General features: G+C 69.7%; 28 protein-coding genes. 26 read left to right on the forward strand and 2 right to left on the reverse strand.

Translation table 11 applies throughout. The annotated features are described in order from the left end of the window. Nucleotides 1-3 precede the first annotated feature (3 nt). Nucleotides 4-477 (reverse strand): RusA family crossover junction endodeoxyribonuclease, encoded by a 474-nt coding sequence (locus tag P9K36_RS00140; protein ID WP_278306411.1) that lies wholly within the window; start codon nt 475-477, stop codon nt 4-6. Then, nucleotides 474-689 carry a hypothetical protein gene (locus P9K36_RS00145; RefSeq protein WP_278306412.1) on the reverse strand — a complete coding sequence of 72 codons (216 nt, stop codon included), beginning with the start codon at nt 687-689 and terminating at the stop codon, nt 474-476. The genes P9K36_RS00140 and P9K36_RS00145 overlap by 4 nt, the downstream gene beginning before the upstream one ends. A gap of 112 nt (nt 690-801) precedes the next feature. Between P9K36_RS00145 and P9K36_RS00150 the strand changes: the two genes are divergently transcribed. The 26 genes from P9K36_RS00150 to P9K36_RS00275 all read left to right on the forward strand — a co-directional run bounded on the left by P9K36_RS00150 (nt 802) and on the right by P9K36_RS00275 (nt 23,197). Further along, entirely contained in the window at nt 802-1,383 is a 582-nt protein-coding gene (locus P9K36_RS00150) for a helix-turn-helix transcriptional regulator (protein WP_278306413.1), read from the forward strand. Between the two features lie 74 nt (nt 1,384-1,457). Next, a complete protein-coding gene (locus P9K36_RS00155; RefSeq protein ID WP_278306414.1) occupies nt 1,458-1,646 on the forward strand; it encodes a DNA-binding protein in 189 nt (62 codons plus the stop codon). Beyond that, nucleotides 1,643-2,746 carry a hypothetical protein gene (locus P9K36_RS00160; RefSeq protein ID WP_278306415.1) on the forward strand — a complete coding sequence of 368 codons (1,104 nt, stop codon included), beginning with the start codon at nt 1,643-1,645 and terminating at the stop codon, nt 2,744-2,746. Before P9K36_RS00155 ends, P9K36_RS00160 begins: the two co-directional genes overlap by 4 nt. A 156-nt stretch (nt 2,747-2,902) precedes the next feature. Beyond that, on the forward strand, nt 2,903-3,484 hold the full coding sequence (locus tag P9K36_RS00165; protein ID WP_278306416.1) for an Nmad5 family putative nucleotide modification protein: 582 nt from the start codon (nt 2,903-2,905) through the stop codon (nt 3,482-3,484). Then, complete coding sequence (locus P9K36_RS00170; RefSeq protein WP_278306417.1) at nt 3,484-3,858, forward strand: hypothetical protein; 375 nt, start codon at nt 3,484-3,486, stop codon at nt 3,856-3,858. The genes P9K36_RS00165 and P9K36_RS00170 overlap by 1 nt, the downstream gene beginning before the upstream one ends. Next, nucleotides 3,855-4,616, forward strand: coding sequence for a hypothetical protein (locus tag P9K36_RS00175; protein WP_278306418.1), 762 nt, complete (start codon nt 3,855-3,857; stop codon nt 4,614-4,616). The genes P9K36_RS00170 and P9K36_RS00175 overlap by 4 nt, the downstream gene beginning before the upstream one ends. After that, complete coding sequence (locus tag P9K36_RS00180; protein ID WP_278306419.1) at nt 4,613-4,903, forward strand: hypothetical protein; 291 nt, start codon at nt 4,613-4,615, stop codon at nt 4,901-4,903. The genes P9K36_RS00175 and P9K36_RS00180 overlap by 4 nt, the downstream gene beginning before the upstream one ends. Next, entirely contained in the window at nt 4,900-6,789 is a 1,890-nt protein-coding gene (locus tag P9K36_RS00185; RefSeq protein ID WP_278306420.1) for a DNA polymerase, read from the forward strand. The genes P9K36_RS00180 and P9K36_RS00185 overlap by 4 nt, the downstream gene beginning before the upstream one ends. Next, nucleotides 6,786-7,688, forward strand: a complete 903-nt coding sequence (locus P9K36_RS00190; RefSeq protein ID WP_278306421.1) for a DNA cytosine methyltransferase — start codon at nt 6,786-6,788, stop codon at nt 7,686-7,688. The genes P9K36_RS00185 and P9K36_RS00190 overlap by 4 nt, the downstream gene beginning before the upstream one ends. 24 nt (nt 7,689-7,712) lie before the next feature. Beyond that, nucleotides 7,713-9,737, forward strand: coding sequence for a bifunctional DNA primase/polymerase (locus P9K36_RS00195; protein ID WP_278306422.1), 2,025 nt, complete (start codon nt 7,713-7,715; stop codon nt 9,735-9,737). A gap of 231 nt (nt 9,738-9,968) precedes the next feature. Continuing rightward, complete coding sequence (locus P9K36_RS00200; protein ID WP_278306423.1) at nt 9,969-10,286, forward strand: hypothetical protein; 318 nt, start codon at nt 9,969-9,971, stop codon at nt 10,284-10,286. Continuing rightward, the gene (locus tag P9K36_RS00205; protein WP_278306424.1) at nt 10,283-11,320 is read left to right on the forward strand and encodes a DNA methyltransferase; all 1,038 of its coding nucleotides are present in this window, start codon (nt 10,283-10,285) and stop codon (nt 11,318-11,320) included. Before P9K36_RS00200 ends, P9K36_RS00205 begins: the two co-directional genes overlap by 4 nt. Before the next feature lie 244 nt (nt 11,321-11,564). Then, entirely contained in the window at nt 11,565-12,035 is a 471-nt protein-coding gene (locus tag P9K36_RS00210; RefSeq protein ID WP_278306425.1) for a KOW motif-containing protein, read from the forward strand. 108 nt (nt 12,036-12,143) lie between these two features. Continuing rightward, nucleotides 12,144-12,335 (forward strand): hypothetical protein, encoded by a 192-nt coding sequence (locus tag P9K36_RS00215; RefSeq protein WP_278306426.1) that lies wholly within the window; start codon nt 12,144-12,146, stop codon nt 12,333-12,335. Between the two features lie 324 nt (nt 12,336-12,659). Beyond that, nucleotides 12,660-13,301 carry a hypothetical protein gene (locus P9K36_RS00220; RefSeq protein WP_278306427.1) on the forward strand — a complete coding sequence of 214 codons (642 nt, stop codon included), beginning with the start codon at nt 12,660-12,662 and terminating at the stop codon, nt 13,299-13,301. Between the two features lie 34 nt (nt 13,302-13,335). After that, nucleotides 13,336-15,333: a terminase gpA endonuclease subunit gene (locus P9K36_RS00225; RefSeq protein ID WP_278306428.1), complete on the forward strand. Its 1,998-nt coding sequence runs from the start codon at nt 13,336-13,338 to the stop codon at nt 15,331-15,333. Between the two features lie 7 nt (nt 15,334-15,340). Further along, nucleotides 15,341-15,592 (forward strand): hypothetical protein, encoded by a 252-nt coding sequence (locus P9K36_RS00230; protein WP_278306429.1) that lies wholly within the window; start codon nt 15,341-15,343, stop codon nt 15,590-15,592. Then, a complete protein-coding gene (locus P9K36_RS00235) occupies nt 15,586-17,196 on the forward strand; it encodes a phage portal protein (RefSeq protein WP_278306430.1) in 1,611 nt (536 codons plus the stop codon). Before P9K36_RS00230 ends, P9K36_RS00235 begins: the two co-directional genes overlap by 7 nt. A gap of 17 nt (nt 17,197-17,213) precedes the next feature. Further along, nucleotides 17,214-18,377, forward strand: coding sequence for a head maturation protease, ClpP-related (locus P9K36_RS00240; RefSeq protein ID WP_278306431.1), 1,164 nt, complete (start codon nt 17,214-17,216; stop codon nt 18,375-18,377). A 13-nt stretch (nt 18,378-18,390) separates the two neighbouring features. Beyond that, nucleotides 18,391-18,771: a head decoration protein gene (locus P9K36_RS00245; protein ID WP_278306432.1), complete on the forward strand. Its 381-nt coding sequence runs from the start codon at nt 18,391-18,393 to the stop codon at nt 18,769-18,771. 3 nt (nt 18,772-18,774) lie between these two features. Continuing rightward, nucleotides 18,775-19,806 carry a major capsid protein gene (locus tag P9K36_RS00250; protein WP_278306433.1) on the forward strand — a complete coding sequence of 344 codons (1,032 nt, stop codon included), beginning with the start codon at nt 18,775-18,777 and terminating at the stop codon, nt 19,804-19,806. An 11-nt stretch (nt 19,807-19,817) separates the two neighbouring features. Beyond that, nucleotides 19,818-20,120: a hypothetical protein gene (locus P9K36_RS00255; RefSeq protein WP_278306434.1), complete on the forward strand. Its 303-nt coding sequence runs from the start codon at nt 19,818-19,820 to the stop codon at nt 20,118-20,120. 4 nt (nt 20,121-20,124) lie between these two features. Further along, nucleotides 20,125-20,535, forward strand: coding sequence for a hypothetical protein (locus P9K36_RS00260; RefSeq protein ID WP_278306435.1), 411 nt, complete (start codon nt 20,125-20,127; stop codon nt 20,533-20,535). Next, a complete protein-coding gene (locus tag P9K36_RS00265) occupies nt 20,532-21,299 on the forward strand; it encodes a hypothetical protein (protein ID WP_278306436.1) in 768 nt (255 codons plus the stop codon). The genes P9K36_RS00260 and P9K36_RS00265 overlap by 4 nt, the downstream gene beginning before the upstream one ends. Further along, nucleotides 21,299-21,586 carry a DUF2635 domain-containing protein gene (locus P9K36_RS00270; protein WP_278306437.1) on the forward strand — a complete coding sequence of 96 codons (288 nt, stop codon included), beginning with the start codon at nt 21,299-21,301 and terminating at the stop codon, nt 21,584-21,586. The genes P9K36_RS00265 and P9K36_RS00270 overlap by 1 nt, the downstream gene beginning before the upstream one ends. A 51-nt stretch (nt 21,587-21,637) precedes the next feature. Continuing rightward, nucleotides 21,638-23,197, forward strand: coding sequence for a hypothetical protein (locus P9K36_RS00275; RefSeq protein WP_278306438.1), 1,560 nt, complete (start codon nt 21,638-21,640; stop codon nt 23,195-23,197). The last annotated feature ends 36 nt before the right edge of the window (nt 23,198-23,233 follow it).

A 23,233-nucleotide genomic window follows, 5' to 3' on the forward strand; every position in this document is an offset into this window, starting at 1 on the left:
TCCTCACTCCATAAAATCAGCGCGCTGCCAGACCTTGATCGTCAAGGAGGGCTGCTCGTGATAGGTTTTGCTGGCGACGCCCTCGACAATTTGGCTGTCGTCCTGCCAAACGACGAAGTTCAGCGCGTCCAGCATCTTGAAGATATTGTCGACGTCGGGCTTGCCGGTCGGGCGGATCCGGCCCGCGAGCGCGGCGGCGCGCTTCGACTTCGACCAGGACGCCGGCACCGGCATCCGGGCCTCGACGACGACCTCCAGCGGCCCCGTCAGCGGCAGCCGCGAGCCCATCGTCTCCTGGGCCGCGTACTTGAGCGCGCCCTCGTAGGAGCGCGTCGCCTCCGGGGTGAAGGCGTGACCGGTCGCCTTCGAGAAGCGCGGCCGGCCTTTGCCTTTCGGGGCGCCGGCGAGCACCAGCGTGACCACCGGCGGCATCATGGTGCGAAAATCGCACCGCTCAGGGCACGCCGACGCGTTCACGCCTCCCAGTCCTCGGCGGTGAGCTGGATGCCGAGCAGGTCGGCGACGTCCTTGATCTTGGCGATCTGAGCGGTCGGGATGTAGCCGCCGGTCCCGCCGCGCTCCCGCGGGTAGGTCCACCGGTAGATGGCGGCCGGCGTCTTGCCGATGGCTCGCGCGAGGTTGGGCACCCCGTCGAACTTGGCGATGATCTTCTCCGCAGGCGTGGGCATCGGCGCTCCTCGTGTGCCCCTATGTTTCGATTATCTCATCATTCGAGTCAATAGGGCGCGATAAGCGCAATGGCCCTTGACAGCATGTTTCGAATTTCGAAATATCCCGGCCATGAGCACGACCGTCGACACCACCTGGTTTCAGGGCCTGATCAAGGACAAGGGCTTCTCGCAGAGGGGCTTGGCCAAGATGATTCCGATGGACCACGCCGCCCTGAGCCTGATGCTGAACGGCAAGCGCAAGATGTCGGTCAGCGAGGCCGGCACGCTGGCGCAGCTCCTGGGCGTGCCGGTCGGCGAGGTGCTGAGCCGCGCCGGCGTCGCGGTGTCCGCGGGCGAGCGATCCATTCCGGTCCGTGGGATGGTGGCAGCCGGCGGCGCGCTGCGCACCAGCGACGCGGCGAAGACCGTGGCCGCGCCGCAGGACATGCACGAGGGCGCGACCGCCATCCGGGTGAACAGCCCCGGGCAGCCGCACCACGGCTGGGTCCTGTTCTACTACCCCGCGCGCGACGTGCAGGCCGACGCGATCGGCCGCCTGAGCGTCGTCAGCCTGGACGACGGCCGGGTGATGACCGGCTTCCTCGCCCGCGGGTTCGACGAGGGCCAGTACACGATCACCCCGCTGTTCGGGCCGGCGATCGAGGACGTGCGGCTCGCGAGCGCCACGCCGGTCCGATGGGTCCGCACCTGACGCGGCGTTGCCGCGCGTTGACGTGCGTTTCACGTGGTGCGAATATCGCATCACGATGCCATGAGCGAGATGCCGTGACCACCTACCTGACCACCCGAGAGCTCGCCAGCCGCTGGCGGACCACGCAGCAGAGCCTGCGCCTGCATCGGCATCGCCGCCGCGGCGTGCCGTTCGTGAAGCTCGGCAAGCTGGTCCGGTACCGGCTCGCCGACGTCGTCGCCTGGGAGAAGGCGAACCGCGTCCAGCCGGAGCGGCAGGCGTGACGACTTTGCATGTCGACTTCGAATCGAGGAGCGCCTGCGACCTGCGCAAGGCCGGCGTCCACGTCTATTCGGAGGACGCGAGCACCGATGTGCTCTGTCTGGCCTACGCGGTCGACGCCGAACCGGTGACGGTGCTGACCCGGGACGACTGCGGCTCGGCCGAGGTCCGCAAGTTCCTGTTCCGGCACATCCAGGCCGGCGCCACCTTCGTCGCCCACAACGCGGCGTTCGAGCTCGCGATCTGGAATCGGCTGATGGCGCCTCGCTACGGCTGGCCGCGGCTGCCGGTCGAGCAGACCCGCTGCACGATGACCATGGCCTACGCGCTCGGCCTGCCCGGCAGCCTGGAGAACGCGGCCGCCGCGGTCGGCCTGGAGGTCGGCAAGGACATGAAGGGCCGGCAGGTGATGATGCAGCTCGCGCGCCCGCGCCGCATCGACGCCGACGGCCGGCCGGTGTGGTGGGAGGAACCCGAGAAGCTCGCGCGGCTCTACGCCTACTGCGCCCAGGACGTGGAGGCCGAGCGCGCGCTCCAGTCCCGCCTGCTGCCGCTGTCGCTGTCCGAGCAGGAGCTCTGGAACCTCGATCAGCGCATCAACGACCGCGGGATCCGCGTCGACCTGCCGGCGATCGAGAATGCCATCGCCATCGTGGAGGCCACGAAGCAGCGCCTCGACCAGCAGATGGCGATCACCACGGGCGGCTGGGTGTCCGGCTGCTCGAAGGTGATGGAGCTCGGCGATTGGATCGCGATGCGCGGCGTGAAGACCGAGGGCGTCGCCAAGGCCGACATCGTCGACCTGCTGGCGCGGGCGGACCTGCCCGCGGACGTGCGCCGCGCGCTCGAGCTGCGCCGGGACGCCGCCAAGAGCAGCACCGCGAAGCTGAAAGCGATGCGGGCCGCGGCGAGCGCCGACGGGCGCGTGCGCGGGATCCTCCAGTTCCACGGCGCCAACACCGGCCGGTGGGCCGGGCGGCGCATCCAGCCGCAGAATTTCCCGCGGCCATCCATGGATCAGGACGACATCGACGCCGTCTTGGACCTGCTCAGCAAAGGCGGAGCGCATGTCGAAGAAAGTGTTTCAGACCCTTTCGGGTGAGGTCGTTAGAGTAACCGACAAGTCGGTCCTGTTCGAGAACGACGCCAACGGCCTTCAGACCTGGATTCCCCGGTGCGTCTGCATCGACGGGGACGTGCTGAATGTTGGCGACGGTGATGTGATTATCGCAACGTGGTGGCTGGAGCTCTGCACACGATGACCAAGACCGACAAGATCCCGTCCGTCCGACTGACCAACCAGGATCGCGACAACGTCGTGAAGGCCGCGGTCGAGGCGAGCTTCGCCGATCGGCAGCAGGCGCTGAGGGTCGAGGAGGATCGGCTCGCGCGCCGCTGCTACGCCACGGTGTTCTCGGCCTCGGTACGCAAGGCGGCCGCTTCGATCCCGTCCGGCTGGCTCCCGGAGGACCGGGTGCTTCGCTTCAACGTCGGTGGCTTGAACATTCGCCTGGACGTGATCGGCGACGCTCTCCGCGTCCCTGCGCAGCACGCGCACCGTGAGCGCCTCGGCAACGTCGCGGACGAGTCGCTGATCGCGGAGGTCCAGGCCTTCCTGCAGGCGCGCGATGGGCTGAAGGCCGAGCGGGAGAAGGCACAGCAGTCCCTCAAGGCCCTGCTCTACAGCGTGACCACGCTGAAGGCGCTCCGCGATCTCTGGCCCGAGGGCGAGCCGTTCTTTCGTGGCCTCGCCAGCAAGACGGGCGCTCCCGGCCTGCCGGCGCCGCAGATTGCCGAGCTGAACGCCATGCTCGGCCTGCCGGCGCCCGAGGCCGTCTGATGGGCCGCTCCGCGACACGCCCCGCCAAGAAGTCCGGCGCTGCGCTTCTCTACGAGCGCCAGCGCCGGGCGGCGACCGCTGCCTTGGCCGCCCAGGCGGCCGAGCGCGCCGCCGTGAAGGCCGCGCCGGCGCCGACGCCGGAGCCCGGCACCTACCGGATCGCCGAGCTGCGCGAGGGCCAGTGCCGATTCGCCTGCACGTCGCACGGCGCCGCGCGCGACGCGCACCGGTTCTGCGGCGAGCCGGTCGCCTGGAAGGGCGGCAAGCCGACCTCGTGGTGCCGGGACCACCTGCTCGAGGTCAGCGGCGCGCCGGGCCGGCACGCGGGCGGCGCCAGCCTCGCGGATGTGCTGCGCGCAGAGGGCCGGCCGTGATCGGCTCGCGCGAAAGCACAGCCCTGCGGTTCTACTGTGGCCTGCATCAGCCGGGCGACGCCCGCGGATTCGAGCGCGCCTTCATCTCCATCAACCGCCTTCGGGGCCGGAAGAAACCGGTCCCGTGCGCTGACGTCGTGATCGACGGCGCCGCGTTCACTGAACTGGAGAAGCACGGTCGCTACCGGCACAGCGTCGAGGAGTACGCCAGCGAGCTGCGGCGGCTGCACGAGGCTGGCGTGGTCCGCATCACCGCCGCGGTGGCGCAGGACTACATGTGCGAGCCCTTCATGCTCGCGAAGACCGGGCTGACGATCGCGGACCATCAGCGCCTGACGATCGAGCGCTATGACGCGCTGCATGCCTGCGGTCTGCCGTTCCACATCCTGCCGGTCCTGCAGGGCTTCGCGGCTCGCGACTATCTCCTGCATCGCCGGGCCTACGGAGACCGTCTGAAGCCGGGCATGTGGGTCGGCGTCGGATCCGTCTGCAAGCGCAACAGCCAACCCGAGCAGATCCTCTCGGTGCTGTCGGCGATCCACGCCGTGCGTCCGGACCTGCGCCTCCACGGCTTCGGCGTGAAGCTCACGAGCCTCCGCCACGCGGGCATTCGCCGGCTGCTCTTCTCGGCCGACAGCATGGCCTGGTCCTTCTCGGCCCGGAAGCAGGGCCGCAACGGCAACGACCCCGCGGAGGCCCGCTCCTTCGTCGCGAAGGTCGAGAACTTCACCCGCACCCCGGAAAGGATGGCAGCATGACCGCGCTCTCGATTCGCGGATCCGCCGACTGGCTGCGCTCTCGCCGCGCTCAGGCCGCACAGGCGCGGCGGCAGGCCGAGCATCATCGGCGTCTCGCCGAGATCTGGGACGCGCAGGCCGCCGAGTTCGAAGCGGACGTCTCCTTCGCGGTGCCGAGCGAGGATCCCGGCTCTGTCGCCGCGGCGCTGGAGGATGCGGCCGCCGACGCGGGCCCCGCCCGCGCCGATATCTGCCGCCGCCTCGCTGCCGTACTCCGCGCGCCGGGCTTCGGCGAGGTCCGGTCGTGAGCGGCCTCGTCGACACCATCGACCTGCTGTATGGGCCCCCGCTCGACGTGATCAGCAACTGCCTGCGCGGCTGCATCGTGTCCGCGCCCGGGCACGACCTGCTGGTGGCGGACTTCTCGGCGATCGAGGCGCGCGGCATCGCGTGGCTCGCTGGCGAAGAGCGCGTCCTGGACGTGTTCCGTACCGGCGCCGACATCTACTGCCACGCCGCCAGCGACGTGTACGGCCGGCCGATCTCGAAGAAGAAGGATCCGGACGAGCGCCAGATCGGCAAGGTCGTCGTCCTCGCCTGCATCGCCGGCGACACCCTGGTTCTGACCCCTCGGGGAGCCGTCGCTCTCCAGGATATCCGCAACGACGACCAGCTCTGGGACGGTGTCGAATGGGTACGCCACGACGGCCTTATAGACCGGGGATCGCGCCCCACCGTGATGCTGGACGGGGTCTGGGCGACGCCCGATCACCGATTCCTCGCGAACGACGGCTGGGCCGAGACGAGCGAGGTCGCCTCGCAGGACACCTTGCTGAGCCAAGCCCGGGCGATCGGTTCGGAGAGCTTGAGGTCGTTGCGCTCGAGCGGGGGCCTCTCGGCGGCCTCCGAGGCGTCCATGTTCGCTGCTCGTGCGGCCTGGGCCCGTACACGGTCAACGTCAGCAACCTGCGCGCTGGCAGGACAACCCGCTGCGACGCCTGTTCCCGCCAGCAGCAAAAGCGAACCGTCAAGCAGTGGTTCGGGTACGCCGGCCTCGTGCCCGACGACGCAACCCGGCGCCGGCTCTGCAACCGCATCTCGGCCATCTACAACCGCTGCAGCAACCCGAACGACGTGCAGTACCCCGACTATGGGGGCCGAGGGATCCTCGTCCACGAGCCCTGGCGAACGGACCGAGCAGCGTTCCTCGCGTATCTCGTCACCCTCCCCGGGTGGGACGATCCTACGCTCGAACTCGACCGCCGAGACAACGACCGCGGCTACGAGCCGGGGAACCTCCGGTTCGTCACCCGGAGCGTCAACTGCGCCAACAGACGAAGCGTCCGGGCCATGCAGCTCCGAATCGACGAGCTCGAAGCCCGTCTTCGACATCTTGAATGCGGGGCCGAGACGGCGCTTCACGATTCTGACGACCGAAGGGGCCTTGATAGCCAGTAATTGCGGCTACCAGGGCAGCGTCGGCGCCTTCCAAGCCATGGCCCGGGGCTACGGCGTCAAGGTCCCGGACGCCAAGGTGAAGGAGATCGTCAGCGCGTGGCGCGCCGCCAACCCGGCGATCGTCTCGTACTGGTACGCGGCCGAGGAGGCGGCGATCAGCGCCGTCACCAACAAGGGCCAGGTCTTCACCGCCGGTCCGCCGGGCCGCGAGGTGAAGTACCTCGTGCGCGGCTCCTTCCTGTTCTGCCGGCTGCCGAGCGGCCGCGCGCTGTCCTACCCGTACCCGAAGCTGGTGCCGTACGTCTGGATCAAGCGGACGACGCCGGCCCCGGACGGCGGCGAGCCGGTCACGGAGCAGCGCCGCGTCCCGGACCGGGATCTCGGTCGATGGCTGGCCCGCGGGTGGAAGCAGAACGGCGAGCCGCAGCCGGCCCTCCACTACAAGTACGTGGACGGGCTCACGAAGGCGTGGACCGAGGGCCCGACCTACGGCGGCTCGCTGGTCGAGAACATCACCCAGGCCGTGTGCCGCGACCTGCTCGCCGGCGCCATCGTGCGCCTGGAGGCGCGCGGCTATCCCATCATCATGCACGTGCACGACGAGGTGGTGAGCGAGGTGCCCGAGGGCGTCGGCGACCTCGACGAGTTCAACGCCCTCGTCGCCGAGGCGCCCGCCTGGGCCAAGGGCTTCCCCATCACCGCCGAGGGCTGGCGCGGGAAGAGGTATCGGAAATGATCGCCGGAGCCCTGCCTCGCCGTGCCTACTACAACGAGATCGACCCCTATGCTGCGCAGTGGATCCGCAACCTCATCACCTTCGGATGGCTCACCGACGGAGATGTGGACGAGCGCGACATCCGGGACGTCCACCCCCGGGATCTCGACGGGTACCTGCGGTGCCACTTCTTCGCGGGAATCGGCGTCTGGGACCACGCCCTCGAACTCGCCGGCTGGCCCGCCGACCGGCCCGTCTGGACCGGGTCCTGCCCGTGCCAACCTTTCAGCAAGGCAGGCCGCGGCCGCGGGTTCGCTGATGAGCGGCACCTCTGGCCCGCATGGCACCACCTCATCCGCGAGTGCGGCCCTGAGGTCGTCCTTGGCGAGCAGGTTGATGGCAAGGACGGCCGGATGTGGGTCGATCTTGTTCAGACTGACCTGGAAGCAGACGGCTACGCCTTCGGGCCGATCGTATTCCCTGCTGCGGGCGTCGGCGCCCCGCACGGGCGGCACCGGACTTGGTTCGTGGCCCACCCCGACGGCGGAGGATCATCGTCGAGGGGACAAGCCCCCACGCCCGTGGGACACGGGAGTGCCGCTCTCCCAGATGGCGGTGCTAGCCTACTGGGCGACGCCATCCGCCCGCGACTGGAGATCGGATCGGTCCCGCCTGACGAGCGAGGAGCTGTACGGGTCGAAGGGGCAACCATTGGCGCGGCAGGCGCTCTACGCGGCTTCTGGCGCGGAGCGCAGTGGCTCGGCTGCAGCGATGGTCGGTGGCGGCCTGTTGAACCCGGCACATTCCCGCTGGCTCATGGGATTGCCAACCGCGTGGGACGACTGCGCGCCTGCGGCAACGCGATCAACGCGAAAGCGGCCGTCGCCTTCATCCAGGCCGCCCTCGACGTCCTGCCCTGAAACCGACCTGCCCGAGTTCATGAAATGAGCGCAGCCCCCATGTCGGAACACTCGTTCCTCGATCAGGCCCTCGCGCTCGCCGCGCGGGGGTTTTTCGTCTTCCCCATTATCGCGGGCGGCAAGACGCCGGCGATCAAGGACAATCTGCTGCGGGCGACCCGCGACCCGGCCGTGATCCGAGCGTGGTGGGTCGAGCAGGATCCGATCCTCGGGGCCGAGCGACACCACGAGTACAATATCGGGATCGCCACCCATCGCTTCGGCGAGAGCGGCCACCTCTTGGTGCTGGACGTAGACGTGAAGAAGGGCGCGCGCGGCCGCGAGAGCCTCGCGGAGCTGCAGCTCGTCTACGGCGACGACGAGCTCGTCACGATGACGGTCGGCACGACCACCGGCGGCGAGCACCGCTACTTCCTGGTCGACGCGCCGGCGGCCTCGACCGCCTCCCGGGTGGCGCCAGGGCTCGATACGCGAGGGGAGGGCGGCTACGTCGTGGCGCCCGGCAGCATCGTGGACGGCAAGGCCTACACGGCGCAGGGGGGCACGCTGCGGGCGGCGCCCGCGTGGCTGGTGGAGGCCGCCGGGAAGCCGGCGCCGCGCACGCGCACCGACGGGAACGTCGTCTGCCTGCTCGACATGCAGCCGGCCCTGGATCGGGCCCGGGACTGGCTGTTGGATAAGGCACCACTCGCGATCGAAGGCGCGGGCGGGGATCTCACGACCTATCGGGTGGCATGTGACGTCAAGGACTTCGGCCTGTCCGAGCTGTCCTGCCTGGAGATGATGGCCGAGCACTGGAACCCGCGTTGCGCGCCGCCCTGGGAGTGGGAGTCGCTCGCCGTGAAGGTGGCGAACGCCTACTCCTACGGGCGCGAGCCGCCAGGCGTCAGGAACCCGACGGTCGACTTCGAGCCGGTCACGGAGGAAGAGGCCGAGATCCCGACCGAGCAACCGGAGCCCCTGAGCTTCACGCGCCCCATCGCGTTCGCCGGCCGAGATCCGCCGCCCCGGGAGTGGCTGGTCGACGGGCTGATCCCCCGCCGGAAGACGACGATCCTGACCGGCGATGGCGGCGTGGGTAAGAGCCTCCTCGGGCAGCAGCTCCTAACCTGCGTGGATCAGGGCGCCGACTGGCTCGGCCGTAAAGTGGTTCAAGGGCGGGTACTCGGCGTCTTCTCTGAGGACGACACCGACGAGCTGTGGCGCCGGCAGCGCGATATCGGCGCGCCCCTGGAGAAGCTCGAAGGCACATCGTGGTGGTCGGCCGACGATCTGGCGGCGGGCGGGTGCGTCCTGATGGATTTCACTCGCGAGCACCCCGCGGGCAAGGCCACGGCGTTCTTCGAGAAGCTCCGACGCGCCATCGCCGAGATACGACCCGCGGTCGTCTTGTTGGACCCCGTCGCCAACATGTTCGGCGGTAGCGAGCTCGACCGCGTGCAGGTCACCGGGTTCGTGAACCGGGTGGCGAATCGGCTCTGCGTCGAGTTCGACACGACAGTCGTGCTGATCGCGCACCCGTCGGTCTCGGGCATGGCCGAGGGCTCCGGCCGCTCCGGGTCGACCGGTTGGGCGAACGCCGTGCGGTCCCGCCTGTACCTCACTCGGCCGGAGAAGGATCAGTCCGGAAACGGCCGCATCCTGCGGACCACCAAGGCGAACTACGGGAAGCTCGGGGCCGAGATCCTGCTGGAATGGCGGGCGGGCGCCTTGCACCTGAAGCTCGACAAGGAGGGGCGACCGGTCGACCCCGCCCTGGCTGCCGAGGCCGCCTTCATGGACGCCCTGCGCACCCTAATCGAACAGGAGCGCTACGTCAGCGCGAAGGACCGAGCGTCCACCTTCGCGCCGCGGGTCATGCGTCTAATGTCCGAGGCGAATGACGTGTCCGAGAGCGCCCTGGAGGCGGCGATGCACCGTCTCCTGGAACGCGGCGCCGTCAGGCTCGGCACCGTCCGCAAGAACCGGAAGGATCTCGACGCTATCCTTTTCGGGGACGCCGCCGCGCAAAAATCAGCGGCCGAGTGTTTCGAAAATCACAACACATGAGGGTGCGCTCGGTTCTGCGCTTGGTTGCGCTCGGTTCGGGGTCAAGCGCGCTCGGTCCCGCTAAGTCGTTGAAATCATTGGCTGCGCTCGGTGCGCGCGCTTGGTTCGCGCTTGGTGCGCTTGGTCCGTTTAAGTCGTTGATTCCATTGAAGGCGCTCGGTGCGCTCAGTTCCCTATTACTATCGTAATCCCGGCGCCGGGAGCGCCGGGTCGATACGGAGAAAAGCTCTCATGTCGATGCTCGAAATTAAAAACGCAGACTATCGGGATCGCGTCCAAGCCGCGTTGCTTCAGGCGATCGTGGACGTCTCTCGCAGCGAGGATGGACGCTCCGCGGCTATCCTGAGCGGAGACGTGGTCGACGCTTGTCTGAGCGTCGTCGCGCTGATGGCGGGCACCTCCAACGTCACTGCGGTTCCGAGCCGAGCGCGGCAGTTCGCCGAGGAATGCGGGCAGACGATCCGCCGGCGCTCCGCCGAAATTCGCCTCTGCCACGAGCGGGGTGAGCTCGGAAGCATGACGGTGGTTCACGCCGAGGACCGCCAGTGAGCAACCGACAGACCCGGGAGCTCGCCTTCCATGGCTACGTGGCCGACCGAGTCCGGCTGGAGCCGGGCGACTGCCGCGAGGTGCTGCGCTCGCTGCCAGACTGCTCGATCGATTCTGTCTGCACGGATCCTCCTTATGCGCTGGTGTCGATCGCCAAGCGTTTCGGCAAGGCGGGCGCGGCGCCGGCCGGGTTCGGTACCGACGGCGCCTATGCCCGGGCCGCCCGCGGGTTCATGGGTCAGACCTGGGATACCGGCGAGACCGCCTTTGCCGCCGCGTTTTGGGCGGACGTGCTGCGGGTGCTGAAGCCGGGCGGCCACGTCGTCGCCTTCGCCGGCACCCGGACCTACCACCGCCTCGCGGTTGCGATCGAGGACGCGGGCTTCGAGATCCGCGACCAGCTCGGGTGGCTGTACGGGACCGGCTTCCCGAAATCGCACCGGGTAGGCGAGGGGCTCGGCACCGCGCTCAAGCCCGCTTGGGAGCCGATCGTGCTGGCCCGCAAGGCTGTCGAGGGCACCGTGGCCGGAAACGTTCTGACCTGGGGGACGGGTGGGCTCTCGGTCGAGGCGTGTCAGATCGCGGCGCCCGACGGCGTGCCGATGTTTCGCAAACGGAACGAAAATTCGAAAAACACATTCGGCGATGGACTTAACGGCTCGAACCGAACGGGTGCCCGAGCCGCGACCCGCTGGCCCGCCAACGTCCTGCACGACGGCTCCGACGAGGTCCTGGCCGCGTTCCCGGGCCGCGAGAGCCGGTTCTTCTACGCGGCCAAGGCCAGCGCCTGGGACCGCGCCGGCTCCGAGCACCCCACGGTCAAGCCGGTCAGCCTGATGCGCTGGCTGGTGCGCCTCGTGACGCCGCCGGGCGGCCTCGTGCTCGACCCTTTCGCGGGCTCGGGCACCACCGGCACGGCCGCCTACCTCGAGGGGATGCGCTGCGTCCTCGTCGAGCGCGAGGCGGCGTACCAGCGGGACATCGAGAACCGGCTCGTCGCCCTGTGCCAGGCCGTCCGCCCCGACTGGGCGTGAGCGATGTGTTGCGATAATCGCATCACGGTGTTATCGGGTGATTACCCGAGTTTTCTCGGAATGGATGACGAACGCGTAGATGGCACGTCCGGGTCGGAAGCAGCGGGAGCGGGAGAAGCGGCGCGCGAAGGCCGCCCGTGATGCCGCGTCCGAGAAGCTGACGCTGGACCCGCTCTTCAGCGAGGGCCGGACATGGCACATCGCCCGCACGCGGCCCCGCTGGGGCGATCGTACGTGCGAGACGATGGGCAAGCTGGGCATCGCCACCGTCCGCCTTCGCCACTCCGAGATCGTCATTCGGCGCAACCGCCGCGCCATCCGCTCCACCCCCATCCTGCCGCGCACCATCTTCGTTGGGCTGCCCGAGCGCTCGCAGCTCGGGCAGGTCCTCGCCTACCCCGGCGTGTCCGAGGTGGTGTCCGCGCCGGCCTTCGACGCCAGCGCCGCAGGTAACATCCCCGGTGTCGTGCACCGCCCCGTCGAGGTAGCGGCCGAGCAGGTGGGCGCATTCGCCGTCATGCTCGGCCGCGCCAACGCCAGCGAGTCCGTCGGCCTCAAGGTCGGCGATCAGGCGCGCGTCTGCGAAGGCCCCTTCGCCAGCTTCACCGCCACCGTCCGCAAGCTCCTCCCGAAGGGGCGTGTCGAGGTGGACGTCTCGATCTTCGGTCGCCAGTCGTCGATGCGGCTGGACCGGACGCAATTGGACGCGGCCTGACGGCCGACGTCGACTGACCCGCGTTCGACCTGGCCCTCGGGCAAGTGGTTGAGCCCCGGTCGGAGAACGGGAGACCCCCGATTCTCTGCGATGGAGGCTTGTGCCCGAATGCCCGAGCCCTTCGCCTATCGGGTGACCCGCTCCAAGACCCGAGGCTTCATGGCCGAGGCCAAGCGAGCGACCGAGCCCTTCGAGGCTGCCCACATCCTGTACGAGCCGCTGCATCACACGGTGTGGTTTGCGTTCGGTGAGACGGCAGAGGCGGCGCTAGCTGCTGTGAAGGCAGAGGTCCTGCACTGATGCCCTGCCGCTGCTCAGAGCGCCGCACAGCCATCGGTAACGCCGTCCGCTCCACTCTGCGGGGACAGCCCGGTGCCATCGCACCTGCGACCCGCATGGTGATCCGCACCACGATCGAGGACGTCGAGGCAATGGCCCGGCGCCTGGGCAGGAGGATGAGCCCCCGGCCGAAATAGTGGCGGCAGAGCAACACTGTGACATCCCTGCACGGTTGAGGGACCCTGCCGTTTCGGCGGCGACACGGGCTGTAGAGGCGCGGCCCCTTCCTAGTTCCAAGGGTCGAAAACCCGGTAACCGTTACCAGGGGTAACGAGGTAACGCCCCATGGCGGAGGCTCAGAAGGCCGTCACCCAGGCCGAGTTCGCCCGGATGCGTGGCGTCTCGAAGAAGACCGTCACGGTGTGGAAGGCCTCGGGCCTGCTCGCCCTGACCGCAGCGGGCCTCGTCGACGTCGAGGCGACCGAGTGGAACCTCGATCAGCGCCCGGCGAACTACCGGGGCGGCACCACGCACCGTCCGGTCCGGGCCGTGCCGAAGGAAGAACCCGACCCGCGAGAGCGCCCAGCGCCGAAGCCAGCGCCCGCCGCGCCGCCACCGCCGGCGCCACCGCCGGCGCCACTGCTGCGCCCCGCCGAGTTGGACGACGAGCCACCGGCCTACGACCCCGATGCTCAGGACTTGCCGCTCAGCGAGGCGGTGCGGCGCAAGGAGAACTTCCTCGGCCTCTTCCGCCGGCAGGAGGTCCTGAAGAACGACAAGCGCCTCGTCGACCGTGCCGCTGCCGAGGCGCTGTTCTTCGACACGGCCCGTGATCTTCGGGACGCCTGGATGACGTGGCCGGCTCGCGTCGCCATCGAGATGGCCGACGAGCTGGGGATCGATGCCCGGATGCTGACGCCGATCCTGACTGCCTATGTCCGAAAGCATCTCGCCGAACTTGGTGAGCCCGACGTCGAGTTCGGCTGACACCTCCAGCCTCGCAAGGTCGTGGCGGCGCGGGATGACCCCGCCGCCGAACCTCGACGTGGTGGACTGGGCGGAGCGCTTCCGGAGGCTGAGCAAGGAATCGTCGAACGGCGGGCGGTTCGTGGTCTCGCGCGTCGAGGTCGCCCGCGGTCCGATGCTCTGGGCGACCGAGCCGGGCGTGCGCACCCTGACGCTGATGGCGTGCACCCAGCTGCTCAAGACCACGGTGATCGAGAACATCATCGGCCGGTTCGTGCACCTCGACCCGAGCCCGATCCTTGTGGTGCTGCCGAAGGACGACGCGGCCGAGACCTTCTCGAAGGATCGGCTCGCCCCGATGATCCGGGACAGCAAGAAGCTGCGCGAGCTGTTCGGTGAGGCCAAGGCGACGGACGCCAGCGCGACGCTGACGCACAAGCAGTTCCCCGGCGGGCATATCACGCTCGTCGGCGCGAATAGCCCGACCAACCTCGCCATGCGGCCGATCCGGCTGCTGATGTGCGACGAGATCGACAAGTTCCCGGCCTCGGCCGGTGGCGAAGGCCCGCCGATCGATCTGGCGGTGGAGCGCCAGGCCGAGTTCGAGGCCAACGCCCTGACCGTGCAGACCTGCTCGCCGACCATCGCCGGCCGCAGCGCGATCGAGGCGGCCTACGACGAGAGCGACCAGCGCCGCGCCTACGTCTGCTGCCCACACCCGGGCTGCGGCACATGGCAGTCGCTGGAGTGGGATCGGGTCAAGTTCGACAAGGACGCGCAGGACCGGATCCTGCCCGAGACCGCTCGGTACGAGTGCGTCAGGTGCGAGGAGCCCTGGAGCGAGGCGCATCGCCTCATCGCGCTGCGCAAGGTCGAGTGGCGGCAGACGCGCCCTTTCACCTGCTGCGGCGAGCACCAGACCCCGGAGCGCTGGGCGCCCGAGGCGCACGGTGTGCGGCGCGCCCTGTGCGCGCACTGCGGCGCCGAGGCGGTCTCGAACGAGCATGCTGGAGGCGTGGCCTCAAAGCTGTACGCGCCGAAGCAGACGATCACGAAGACGGTGGCCAAGTTCGCGCGGGCGCTGCGCCGAGGGCCGGAAGCCTTGCGGACGTTCTTCAACACCCAGCTGGCCCGCACCTGGAAGGAAGGCGCGGACACGCCGGAATGGCAGGACGTCTACGCGCGGCGCGATAGCTACCTGAGTGGGACGGTCTCGCGCGGCGCGCTGATCCTGTTCGCCGGCGCCGACGTCCAGAAGGATCGGATCGAGGTCAGCGTCTGGGGTTTCGGCCGCAACCGCGAGCGGTGGCTGGTCGAGCACCGGGTGCTGCCGGGCGACACCGGGCGCGCGCAGGTCTGGAACGACCTCGCGGCCATGTTCGACGAGACCTGGGAGCACGAGACGGGCACCCCGATGGCCGTGCGGGACTGGGGTATCGACTCCGGCGCCTTCACGGCCGAGGTCTACGCCTTCGTCCGGTCCCAGTCCGGCCGCGGCAACGTCCACGCCATCGACGGCGCGGACAGCTATGCCGGCGCCTTCCTTGGCGTCGGTGCGAAGGATGCGAACGCCGCGGGCAAGAAGCTCCGGCGCGGGCTGAAGACGGTCCGGGTCGGCGTCTCGTTCGCCAAGCAGGAGCTGATGGGCTGCCTCGCGCTGCAGCGCCCGCCCGGTGGCGAGGCGTTCCCCGCCGGGTTCGTCCACCTGCCGCGCGACGTCACCGAGGACGGCGTGAAGCAGCTGACGGCCGAGGAACTCGTGGTTAGCACAAACCGCGGCCGCACCCGGCGCGAGTGGGTGCCGATCGGCGGCCGCCGGAACGAGTGGCTGGACTGCGCGAACTACGCCCGCGCGCTCGCCGCGATGCGGGGCTGGGACCGCTGGCGCGAGGCGCACTGGCGGGATCTCGAGGCCATGCTCGGGATCGAGCGGAAGCCGTCGCCCGAACAGGAAGTGCCGGTGCCCGCGCCGGTGATCGCTGTCAACACGCTCGCTGCACGCGAGCAGCACCGACGCTCCGCCCGGCGCAGTCGCGTCGTGAACCGCCGATGAGGTCAGCATGGCCGACGATGTGAGCCTTCGGCTGGCCAAGCTCCGCGCGCAGCTGGTCGGTCTCGACGACGCGATGGCCAGCGGCGTGCTGACGGTCGAGGACGCCGATTCCGGTCGGATCACGTATCGGACCTACGCCGAGATGCGCCAGGCGCGCGCCGATCTGGCGCTTCGCATCCGCGACCTCGAAGGCACCCTTGGCCCGATCCTGCGGCCGCGGACCCGGCAGGTCGTCATGACCGGGCGCAGCGGGTGGTAGCTCAGCGTTCCGCCTACGGTGCCCGCTTCCGCGTGAAGGGCACCGCGCAGTACGTCGAGCCGGTCGCGCTGGATCTGACCCCTGGCGCGTTCGCCGCGCCGGAGTCGGCGCCCTACGACGTGGCCGGCGGTCTCGGCCGGCGATCGCGCACATGGCGCACCGGCGGCTGGGGACCGAACGCCGCGATCGTCTACTCGCTGGACGAGCTGCGGCGGAAGAGCCGGGATCAGGCGCGTAAGACACCCTACGCCGGCGCGGCGATCGACAAGCTGACGTCGAACATCGTCGGCACCGGGATCGTGCCGCGCAGTACGGCGGCCCGCCCCACCGCCGGCCTGTCAAAAGCCCGGGCCAAGCAGGTCAAGCAGGAGGACGCCGCCTTCCGGGCCGCCGTCCAGGCGCTGTGGCTGGAGTGGACCGATCAGGCAGACAGCGTCGGCGCACACGACTTCTACGGCCTGCAGGCGCTCGCCGTGCGTGGCATGGTCGAAGGCGGCGAGACCTTCACGCGCCTGCGTACCCGGCTGCTCTCCGATGGTCTGCCGGTGCCGTTGCAGCTGCAGGTCCTCGAGGGCGAGCACTGCCCGCATCTGAAGACGGATGCCCCGCAGCGCATCCGGCAGGGAATCCAGTACGACGCGATCGGCGCCCGGGTCGGTTTCTGGCTGTTCCGAGAGCACCCCGGCGACGGCATCATCAGCACCCAGGCGTTCGAGCCGGTGCTCGTGCCGGCCGCGGACATCTGCCACCTGTATCGGGCGCAGCGCCCCAGCCAGGACCGTGGAGAGCCGTGGCTCGCCCGCGCGCTGCGGACCCTCTACGACTTCGACGGCTACTTCGACGCCGAGTTGATGCGGAAGAAGAATGCCGCTCGGCTCGTCGGCTTCATCATCAAGAAGCTGGAGGATCAGAGCGACCTGCCGGGCAGCGGCCCCCTTGGCGCCGATCCACCAGGCGAGGACGGCGTCGGCACGGTCGAATTCGAGCCCGCCACCCTTCAGGTCCTGGCCGACGGCGAGGACATCAAGTTCTCCGACCCCCCTGATGTCGGGCCGAATTTCGAGATCTTCGTCCGCGAGGCCAAGCGCCAAGTCGCGGCCGCCCTGGGCCTGCTCTACGAACTCCTGAGCGGCGACTACAGCCAGCTCAACGACCGGACCCTGCGAGCGGCCCTCAATGACTTCCGCCGGGCTGTCGAGGGCTGGCAGCACCACTTGGTGGTGTTCCAGTTCTGCCGGCCTGTGTGGAATCGCTGGTTTGATCTGGCGCTCCTGGCCGGCTCGCTGAAGCTGCCGGCGGGAATGACCCGCTCCCAGGCGGCGGCGGTCAAGTGGATCCCGCAGGCGTGGCCGTACATCCACCCCGTGCAGGATGTGCAGGGCAAAGCCATGGAGGTCCAGGCGGGCTTCTCGTCTCGGACGCAGAAGGTGGCCGAGGGCGGATACGACGCCGAGGCCATCGACGCAGAGAACAAGGCCGACAACGACCGGGCCGATGGCCTCGGTCTCTCCTACACCAGCGACGGCCGGCGGGCGACGAAGCTCGACGCGCCCACCGACGATCCGGCGCCCGAGCCGGCCACCTCGGTCCCCGAGCAGTCCTAGCCTCGACAGGAGCCGTCATGACCGTGCTGGTCAGCGGGAACGAGATCGTGCTCTCGGGCACGGTCGGCGATCTCTATTGGGATGAGTGCTTCACTTCGTCCGACGTCATCCTGGCGCTCGCGCAGGTCGGTCGCGGTCAGGATGTGACGATCCGGCTGAACAGCGGCGGTGGCATCGCGACCGAGGGCGCCGCGATCCACGCGGCGGTGGCCGCGCACCAGGGCCGGAAGACGATCATCGTCGAAGGCATCGCCGCGTCGGCGGCCTCCGTCATCGCGATGGCGGGCGATGATGTCGTGATGTCGCCCGGCGCCCTGATGATGGTTCACGACCCCTCGGGATTCACGTTCGGCACCGTCGACGATCACGAGAAGCAGATCACCGCCCTCACGGCGCTCGCGACCGCCATGGCCGGGATCTACGCCGAGAAAACCGGCAAGCCCGTGGATGCTGTCCGCAGCGACATGCGGGCCGAGATCTGGATGACTCCCGAGGAGGCCGTCGCCGGCGGCTACGCCGACCGGGTCTTGGCGCGCACGCCTGCCCAGGGCGCTGACCCGCAGCCGACAGCCTTCGACTACCGCCTCTTCGAACACCCGCCGGAGCGCCTCGTCGCTCTGTCGGACCGGCGTGCGTGGACGAACCGCGCGCGTCCCACCGCGGCCACGCCGGCCGTTTCCCAGCGCCACGTGGAGACCCCCATGGCCAACGAACCGGCGGCACACCAGGCCGCCACGCCGCCCAACCCCACTGCCGCCCTCGCGGCCGTCGTCGACGGCCCGACCACCAGCGCCACGACCGTGTCGCGCTCGGACGCCTCCGAGATCGCGAAGCTCTGCGTCGATGGTGGCGTCCCGGCCATGGCCGCGACCCTGCTCGCCGAGGGCGTGACCGTCGCCCAGGCCAAGGAGCGGATCGGCGCAGCCGGCGAGGTCCGCAACCTGGTGGCCCTGGCCCGCCGCAAGGATCCGACGCTGCCCGCCGATCTCGACGCGACCATGCTCGCCGAGGGCAAGACCGTCGAGCAGGCGCGCGCGGCGCTCTTCGACAAGCTCGTGGCGGCGGAGGAGCAGACCGCGATCTCGTCGCACGTCCCCGCTCCCGCCGACGCCGGCCGGGGCTCCCCGAAACCCGTCGATCTGGTCGCCGACATGAAGCGGCGCCACGGCGTCAAGGCCTGAGGAGGACAGATCGATGGCCCTGAAGACCCTCTCCTACAAGACCGATTCCGACGTCGTGAAGAACGAGGGTCGGGGTCGCATCAGCCGTGACGAGGCCATCCTCGCCACCGGCTCCGGCGTCCTGCGTCCGGGCCGCGTGCTCGGCCGGATCACCGCGTCCGACAAGCTGGTGCCGCTGGCGCCGGCCGCGTCCGACGGCTCCCAGAACGCCGACAGCGTGCTGCTGGAGAACGTCGACGCGACGAGCGCCGACCAGCGCGTCGTCATCCTCGCTCGCCACGCCGAGGTGGTTCTCCAGGCCCTGGAGTGGCCCGCCGGCATCAACGCAACCCAGCAGGCGGCTGCCCTGGCCGCGCTCAAAGCCAAGGGCGTCGTCGCCCGCATGGGGGTCTGACCAATGGCCACGCCGCTCGATCTTCTCGACGCTCCCGAGTTCGCCGACGACCGGCTGACGGAGAGCATCAACATCCCGCCCTACGTCACGGGGCGCCCGGCGCAGCTCGGGATCTTCACCGACACGCCGATCAACACGACCTACGCCAAGATCGCCATCGAAGAGGGCGAGATCACCATCATCCCGGCCCGTGAGCGCGGCGGCCCGGGCAACAAGAACATGGGCACCGATCGGCAGGAGACGCTGGTCCGGATCCCGCACTTCCCGCTCGACGACGCGATCACGCCGTCGGACCTCCAGAACCTGCTGGTCTACGGCGGCGGCTACGTTCTGCAGACGCTGGCCAACGTCTACAACGGCAAGCTGGAGGCCATCCGCGCCAAGCACGACGCCACGCACCATCACCTCGACTGGGGCGCCCTGAACGGGCTCGTGGTCGACGCGACCGGTCGTGTGCTGTGCGACCTGTTCTCCACCTTCGACATCACCCAGAGCGTCGTCGACTTCGACCTCGACAACGCCGGGACGGACGTGGCGGCCAAGAACCGCGCGCTGAAGTCGATCATCCGGAAGGCCCTGCGTGGCCAGCCGGCGTCGGGTGTTCGGGTGCTGGCCGGGTCGGACTTCTTCGACCTCTACGTCGGTCACGCCAGCGTCAAGGATGCGCTGAAGGCCTACCCGGGCCCGACCCCGAACCCCGGACGCGACGACGTGGCGGACAGCTTCGTGTTCGCCGGCATCACCATCGAGCGCATCGACGAGGACTTCCGCTACCGCCAGGCGGACGGCACCTTCGTGACGCGTGAGGCGGTGGGCGCCGACGAGGCGATCGCGCTCCCGCTCGGGACGCCGCTGTTCAAGCGCTACGTCGCGCCGCCGGACAGCATCCAGGAGGCGAACATCGCCCCCTCCACCAAGGTGTTCGTCTCCACCGACCTCCTGCCGCACGGCAAGGGCCAGGAGATCCACACCGAGTCGAACGTGCTCCCGATCTGTCTGCGCCCGGACGTGATCGTGAAGCTCACCCGCACCTGACGGAGGCCGGCATGTACGTGCGCATCATCAAGGCCTTCGAGTTCAGGAACGACCGGGGCGAGAAGGTCACGGCACCGCGCGGCTGGCTCGGGGACCTGTCCGACGAGCACGGCAAGGTGGCGCTCGCCTCGGGCCACGCGGTGCAGGGCGACCCGCGCGCCCTGCCCATGAGCGAGCCCGTGGAGCAGCCGGAGCCCGACCTCGACGCGATGACCCGCGCCGAGCTCGACGCCCTGGCGGCCGAGCGCGGCGTGGACGTGTCCAAGGCCAAGACCAAGGACGACGTCATCGCGGCCCTGCGGGCGCCGCGCTGATCCGATGTCCGTCTTCGACGACCAGTGGAGGGACGCTCTCCAGCGTCTCGACGTGGTCTTCGGGGAGGACTTCGACCTCGAGCCGCTCACCGTCCCCATGGTGAACGGCCGGCCCGACGTGAACGCCCGGCCCGTGCCGGACGCGACCCGCCCGGCCGTCACCTTCCGGGCGACCTACCGCGACGTCGGCTCGACCCAGTACGCGAAGGGCCGCGCCATGGCCGACAACACCACCCGGAAGATCTCCGCGGACGGCCCGCACATCCGCCTCACGCCAGGGGCAGACGGCTCGCCGCATCTCGCGCAGAACGACCGGATCACCCGGCGCGCGACCGGCGAGCGCTTCCGTCTGGGCGTGCCGCTCGCCCGCGGCCGCGCCGGACTTCAGGTCCCGCTGATCCCGATCACGCGATGAGCCTTGCACGCACTGCCCTGCGCCTCGCTGTGATCGAGGCGCTGAACTCGCATCCCGTGATCGACGGCCAGTGCCAGGGCCGGATCTACGATTCCCGCATCGGCAACTTCGACGACAAGGAGCCGGTCCCGGTCATCACGGTGGCGACCGAAGACCTGAACGGCGAGCCGTGGAACTCGCAGAACGGCGGCGGCCCGTTCAACGACAGCTGCAACCTCGTGCTCGACATCGGCATGGCGCAGTTCGTCGAGGACGAGAACGGCGGCGACTTCTACTTCCAGCCCGGCACGGACAGCGAGTTGGAAGCCGCGCTCGACCTACTGGAGCAGTGCGCCGAGTGGATCGTGACGCTGGGCCGGCCGCACCCACTGGCGAGGCAGCGGACGCCGGCTGGCAAGATCCTGTTCGAGAACGTCATCCGCCGCGTGTCCCGGCGGGATTCGCAGCGCTTCTCCCCGGACGACGGCGGCGAGCGGCTGGCCATCCACATGATGACCTTCCGCGTCGAGCTCCAGGGCGAGGAGGTCGAGACCTACGCGGTCCCCTCGGGCCCATTCGGGTCGCTGCCCGATCCGCTCCGCACCGTGGCCGAGGCGATGGCCGAGGGCTCCACCGGATACCGGACCTGCCTGAAGATCGCGCAGGACCTCGACAGGGCGATCACGCCCGCGCTCGTCCCGCCGTCCCAGCCCGTCGTCGTGCCCGACCCGGAGCCCGGCACGCTGCCGACCGAAGTCTCCATCCCTCTCTCGCAGGTGCACTGATGCGCAAGCATGTGAAGCCCGCCGACAAGGCCGCCTCCATCCCGGACCCGGCCCGCAAGACCGACCTGCCGCCCGAGGGGCGCGTGGTCGAGTGGTCCGCGCACTGGGCCCGCCTGGAGGCCCGCGGCGACATCAAAGCCAAGGACGTCCCCGATGGGGACTCGGCTGACACCAAGGTCGAGAAACCGAAGGCCGCGGCCGACGCGGGCGCCGGCGCCAATCCCCAGGCCGAGGCGCCGAAGGCCGCCACGAGCGGCGCGCCGAGCGGCCGCACCACCAACCCGTAATCCCCTCTCGGGACCGCCCTGCGGCGCCCCTACACGCTGGAGACCCCGCCGATGCAAGGTCCTGTCGCCTTCGAGAACACGCCGGCCGATGTGCTGGTGCCGGCCTTCATGGTCGAGTTCAACGCCGGTCCGCCGAACTACTCCGGCACCTCGCGCCAGGTCATCATCGGCCGGGCGCTGCCGGCGTCGCCGGCGGCCCTGCGCGGCGCGCCGATCAACGTCGGCGCTCAGAACCCGAACGCCCTGTGCGGCCTCGGCTCCATGGGCGCCGAGCAGATCCTGTACGCGCGGCAGCAGAACCAGCTCGGCGAGATGCTGTTCGTGGACGCCACCTCGGCGCTCGGTGCGAGCCCGACGGCGGCCGCCGGCGCGCTCGTCTTCGCCGGTGCCGCGACCTCGGCCGGAACGATCACTCGCTACCTCGGCGGCGAGCGCTACGATGTGAACGTGGCGATCGGCGACACCGCCGACGTGGTGGCCGCCGCCTTTGTCGCCCGGTTTGCCCAGGGCTACACCAAGTTCAACACCCGCATGCTGGCCCCGGTCACGGCGACGGTGAAGACCGGCGGCTCGTCCGCCTCGACCGAGGTCACGCTGACGGCGCGGCATGCCGGCACCGAGACGAATGGCTGGCGCATCGAGGAGGGCCTCGATGGTGACGAGCTCGAGGTGCCCGGCATCACGGTGACGATCACCCCGATGGCGGGCGGCACGGGCGACGTCGACATGGCCGCGACGCTTGCCAAGCTCGGGTCCCAGAACGCCGACTGGATCTGCGGGCCGTACTCGTCGACCGCGCAGCTGAACGTCGTGCGCGACTTCCTGTCGGACAGCGGCTCCGGCCGCTCGGCCCCGCTCGTCGGCTTGCTCGGGCACTACACCACCCACAAGGAGGGCAATCTCTCGGCGCTGACGGCCTTCGGCCAGACCCGGAACGACCGCCACGTGACGGTGGCGGGCGTCTACCAGTGGCCGCAGGCCTCCTGGTGCATTTCGGCCTCGCTCGGCGGCGAGATCGCGTTCCTGAAGAATCTCGGCCGCCCGCTGGCCAACGCCATCGAGATCGCCCGGCCGATGCAGACCCGCGTCCTGCGCGGCCTGCGCCCGCCGAAGGACCCGAACGCCCAGTTCGGCATGGCGGATCGCGACAGCCTCTACCGCAACGGCATCTCGGGCTTCACCGTGACCGCCGACGGCCAGATCGCCTGCGACCGCGTCGTGACGACCTACCGGGTGAACGCCTCGGGCCTGTCCGACCGCACGTGGCTCGACATCGAGGACATCGCGATCGCGGCCTACTGCGCGCGGTACTTCCGGACCAAGATCCAGGGCACCTACCCCCGGTCAGCGCTCATGGAGGACAACCCGGCCAACCTGCAGGGCGTCGTCACGCCGATTGACCTGGAGCAGACCTCGGTCCACGCCGCGACCGATCTGCACCGGGCCGGCCTCATCCGGCAGCTCGACCTGTTCGTGGCGAACATCCGGATCTTCGCCGACTACGCCAACGACCGGGTGAACTACTTCCTGCCGATCACGGCGGCGGCGCAGCTGCGCATCAACGCGGTCAACCAGACCAGCTACCTCGACCAGTCCGACCAGGGGATCTGAGGCTACGGCCTCGCCCCACACCACCGCGGCCCGGCC

Source organism: Methylobacterium sp. 391_Methyba4 (assembly GCF_029691625.1).
GTDB lineage: Bacteria > Pseudomonadota > Alphaproteobacteria > Rhizobiales > Beijerinckiaceae > Methylobacterium > Methylobacterium fujisawaense.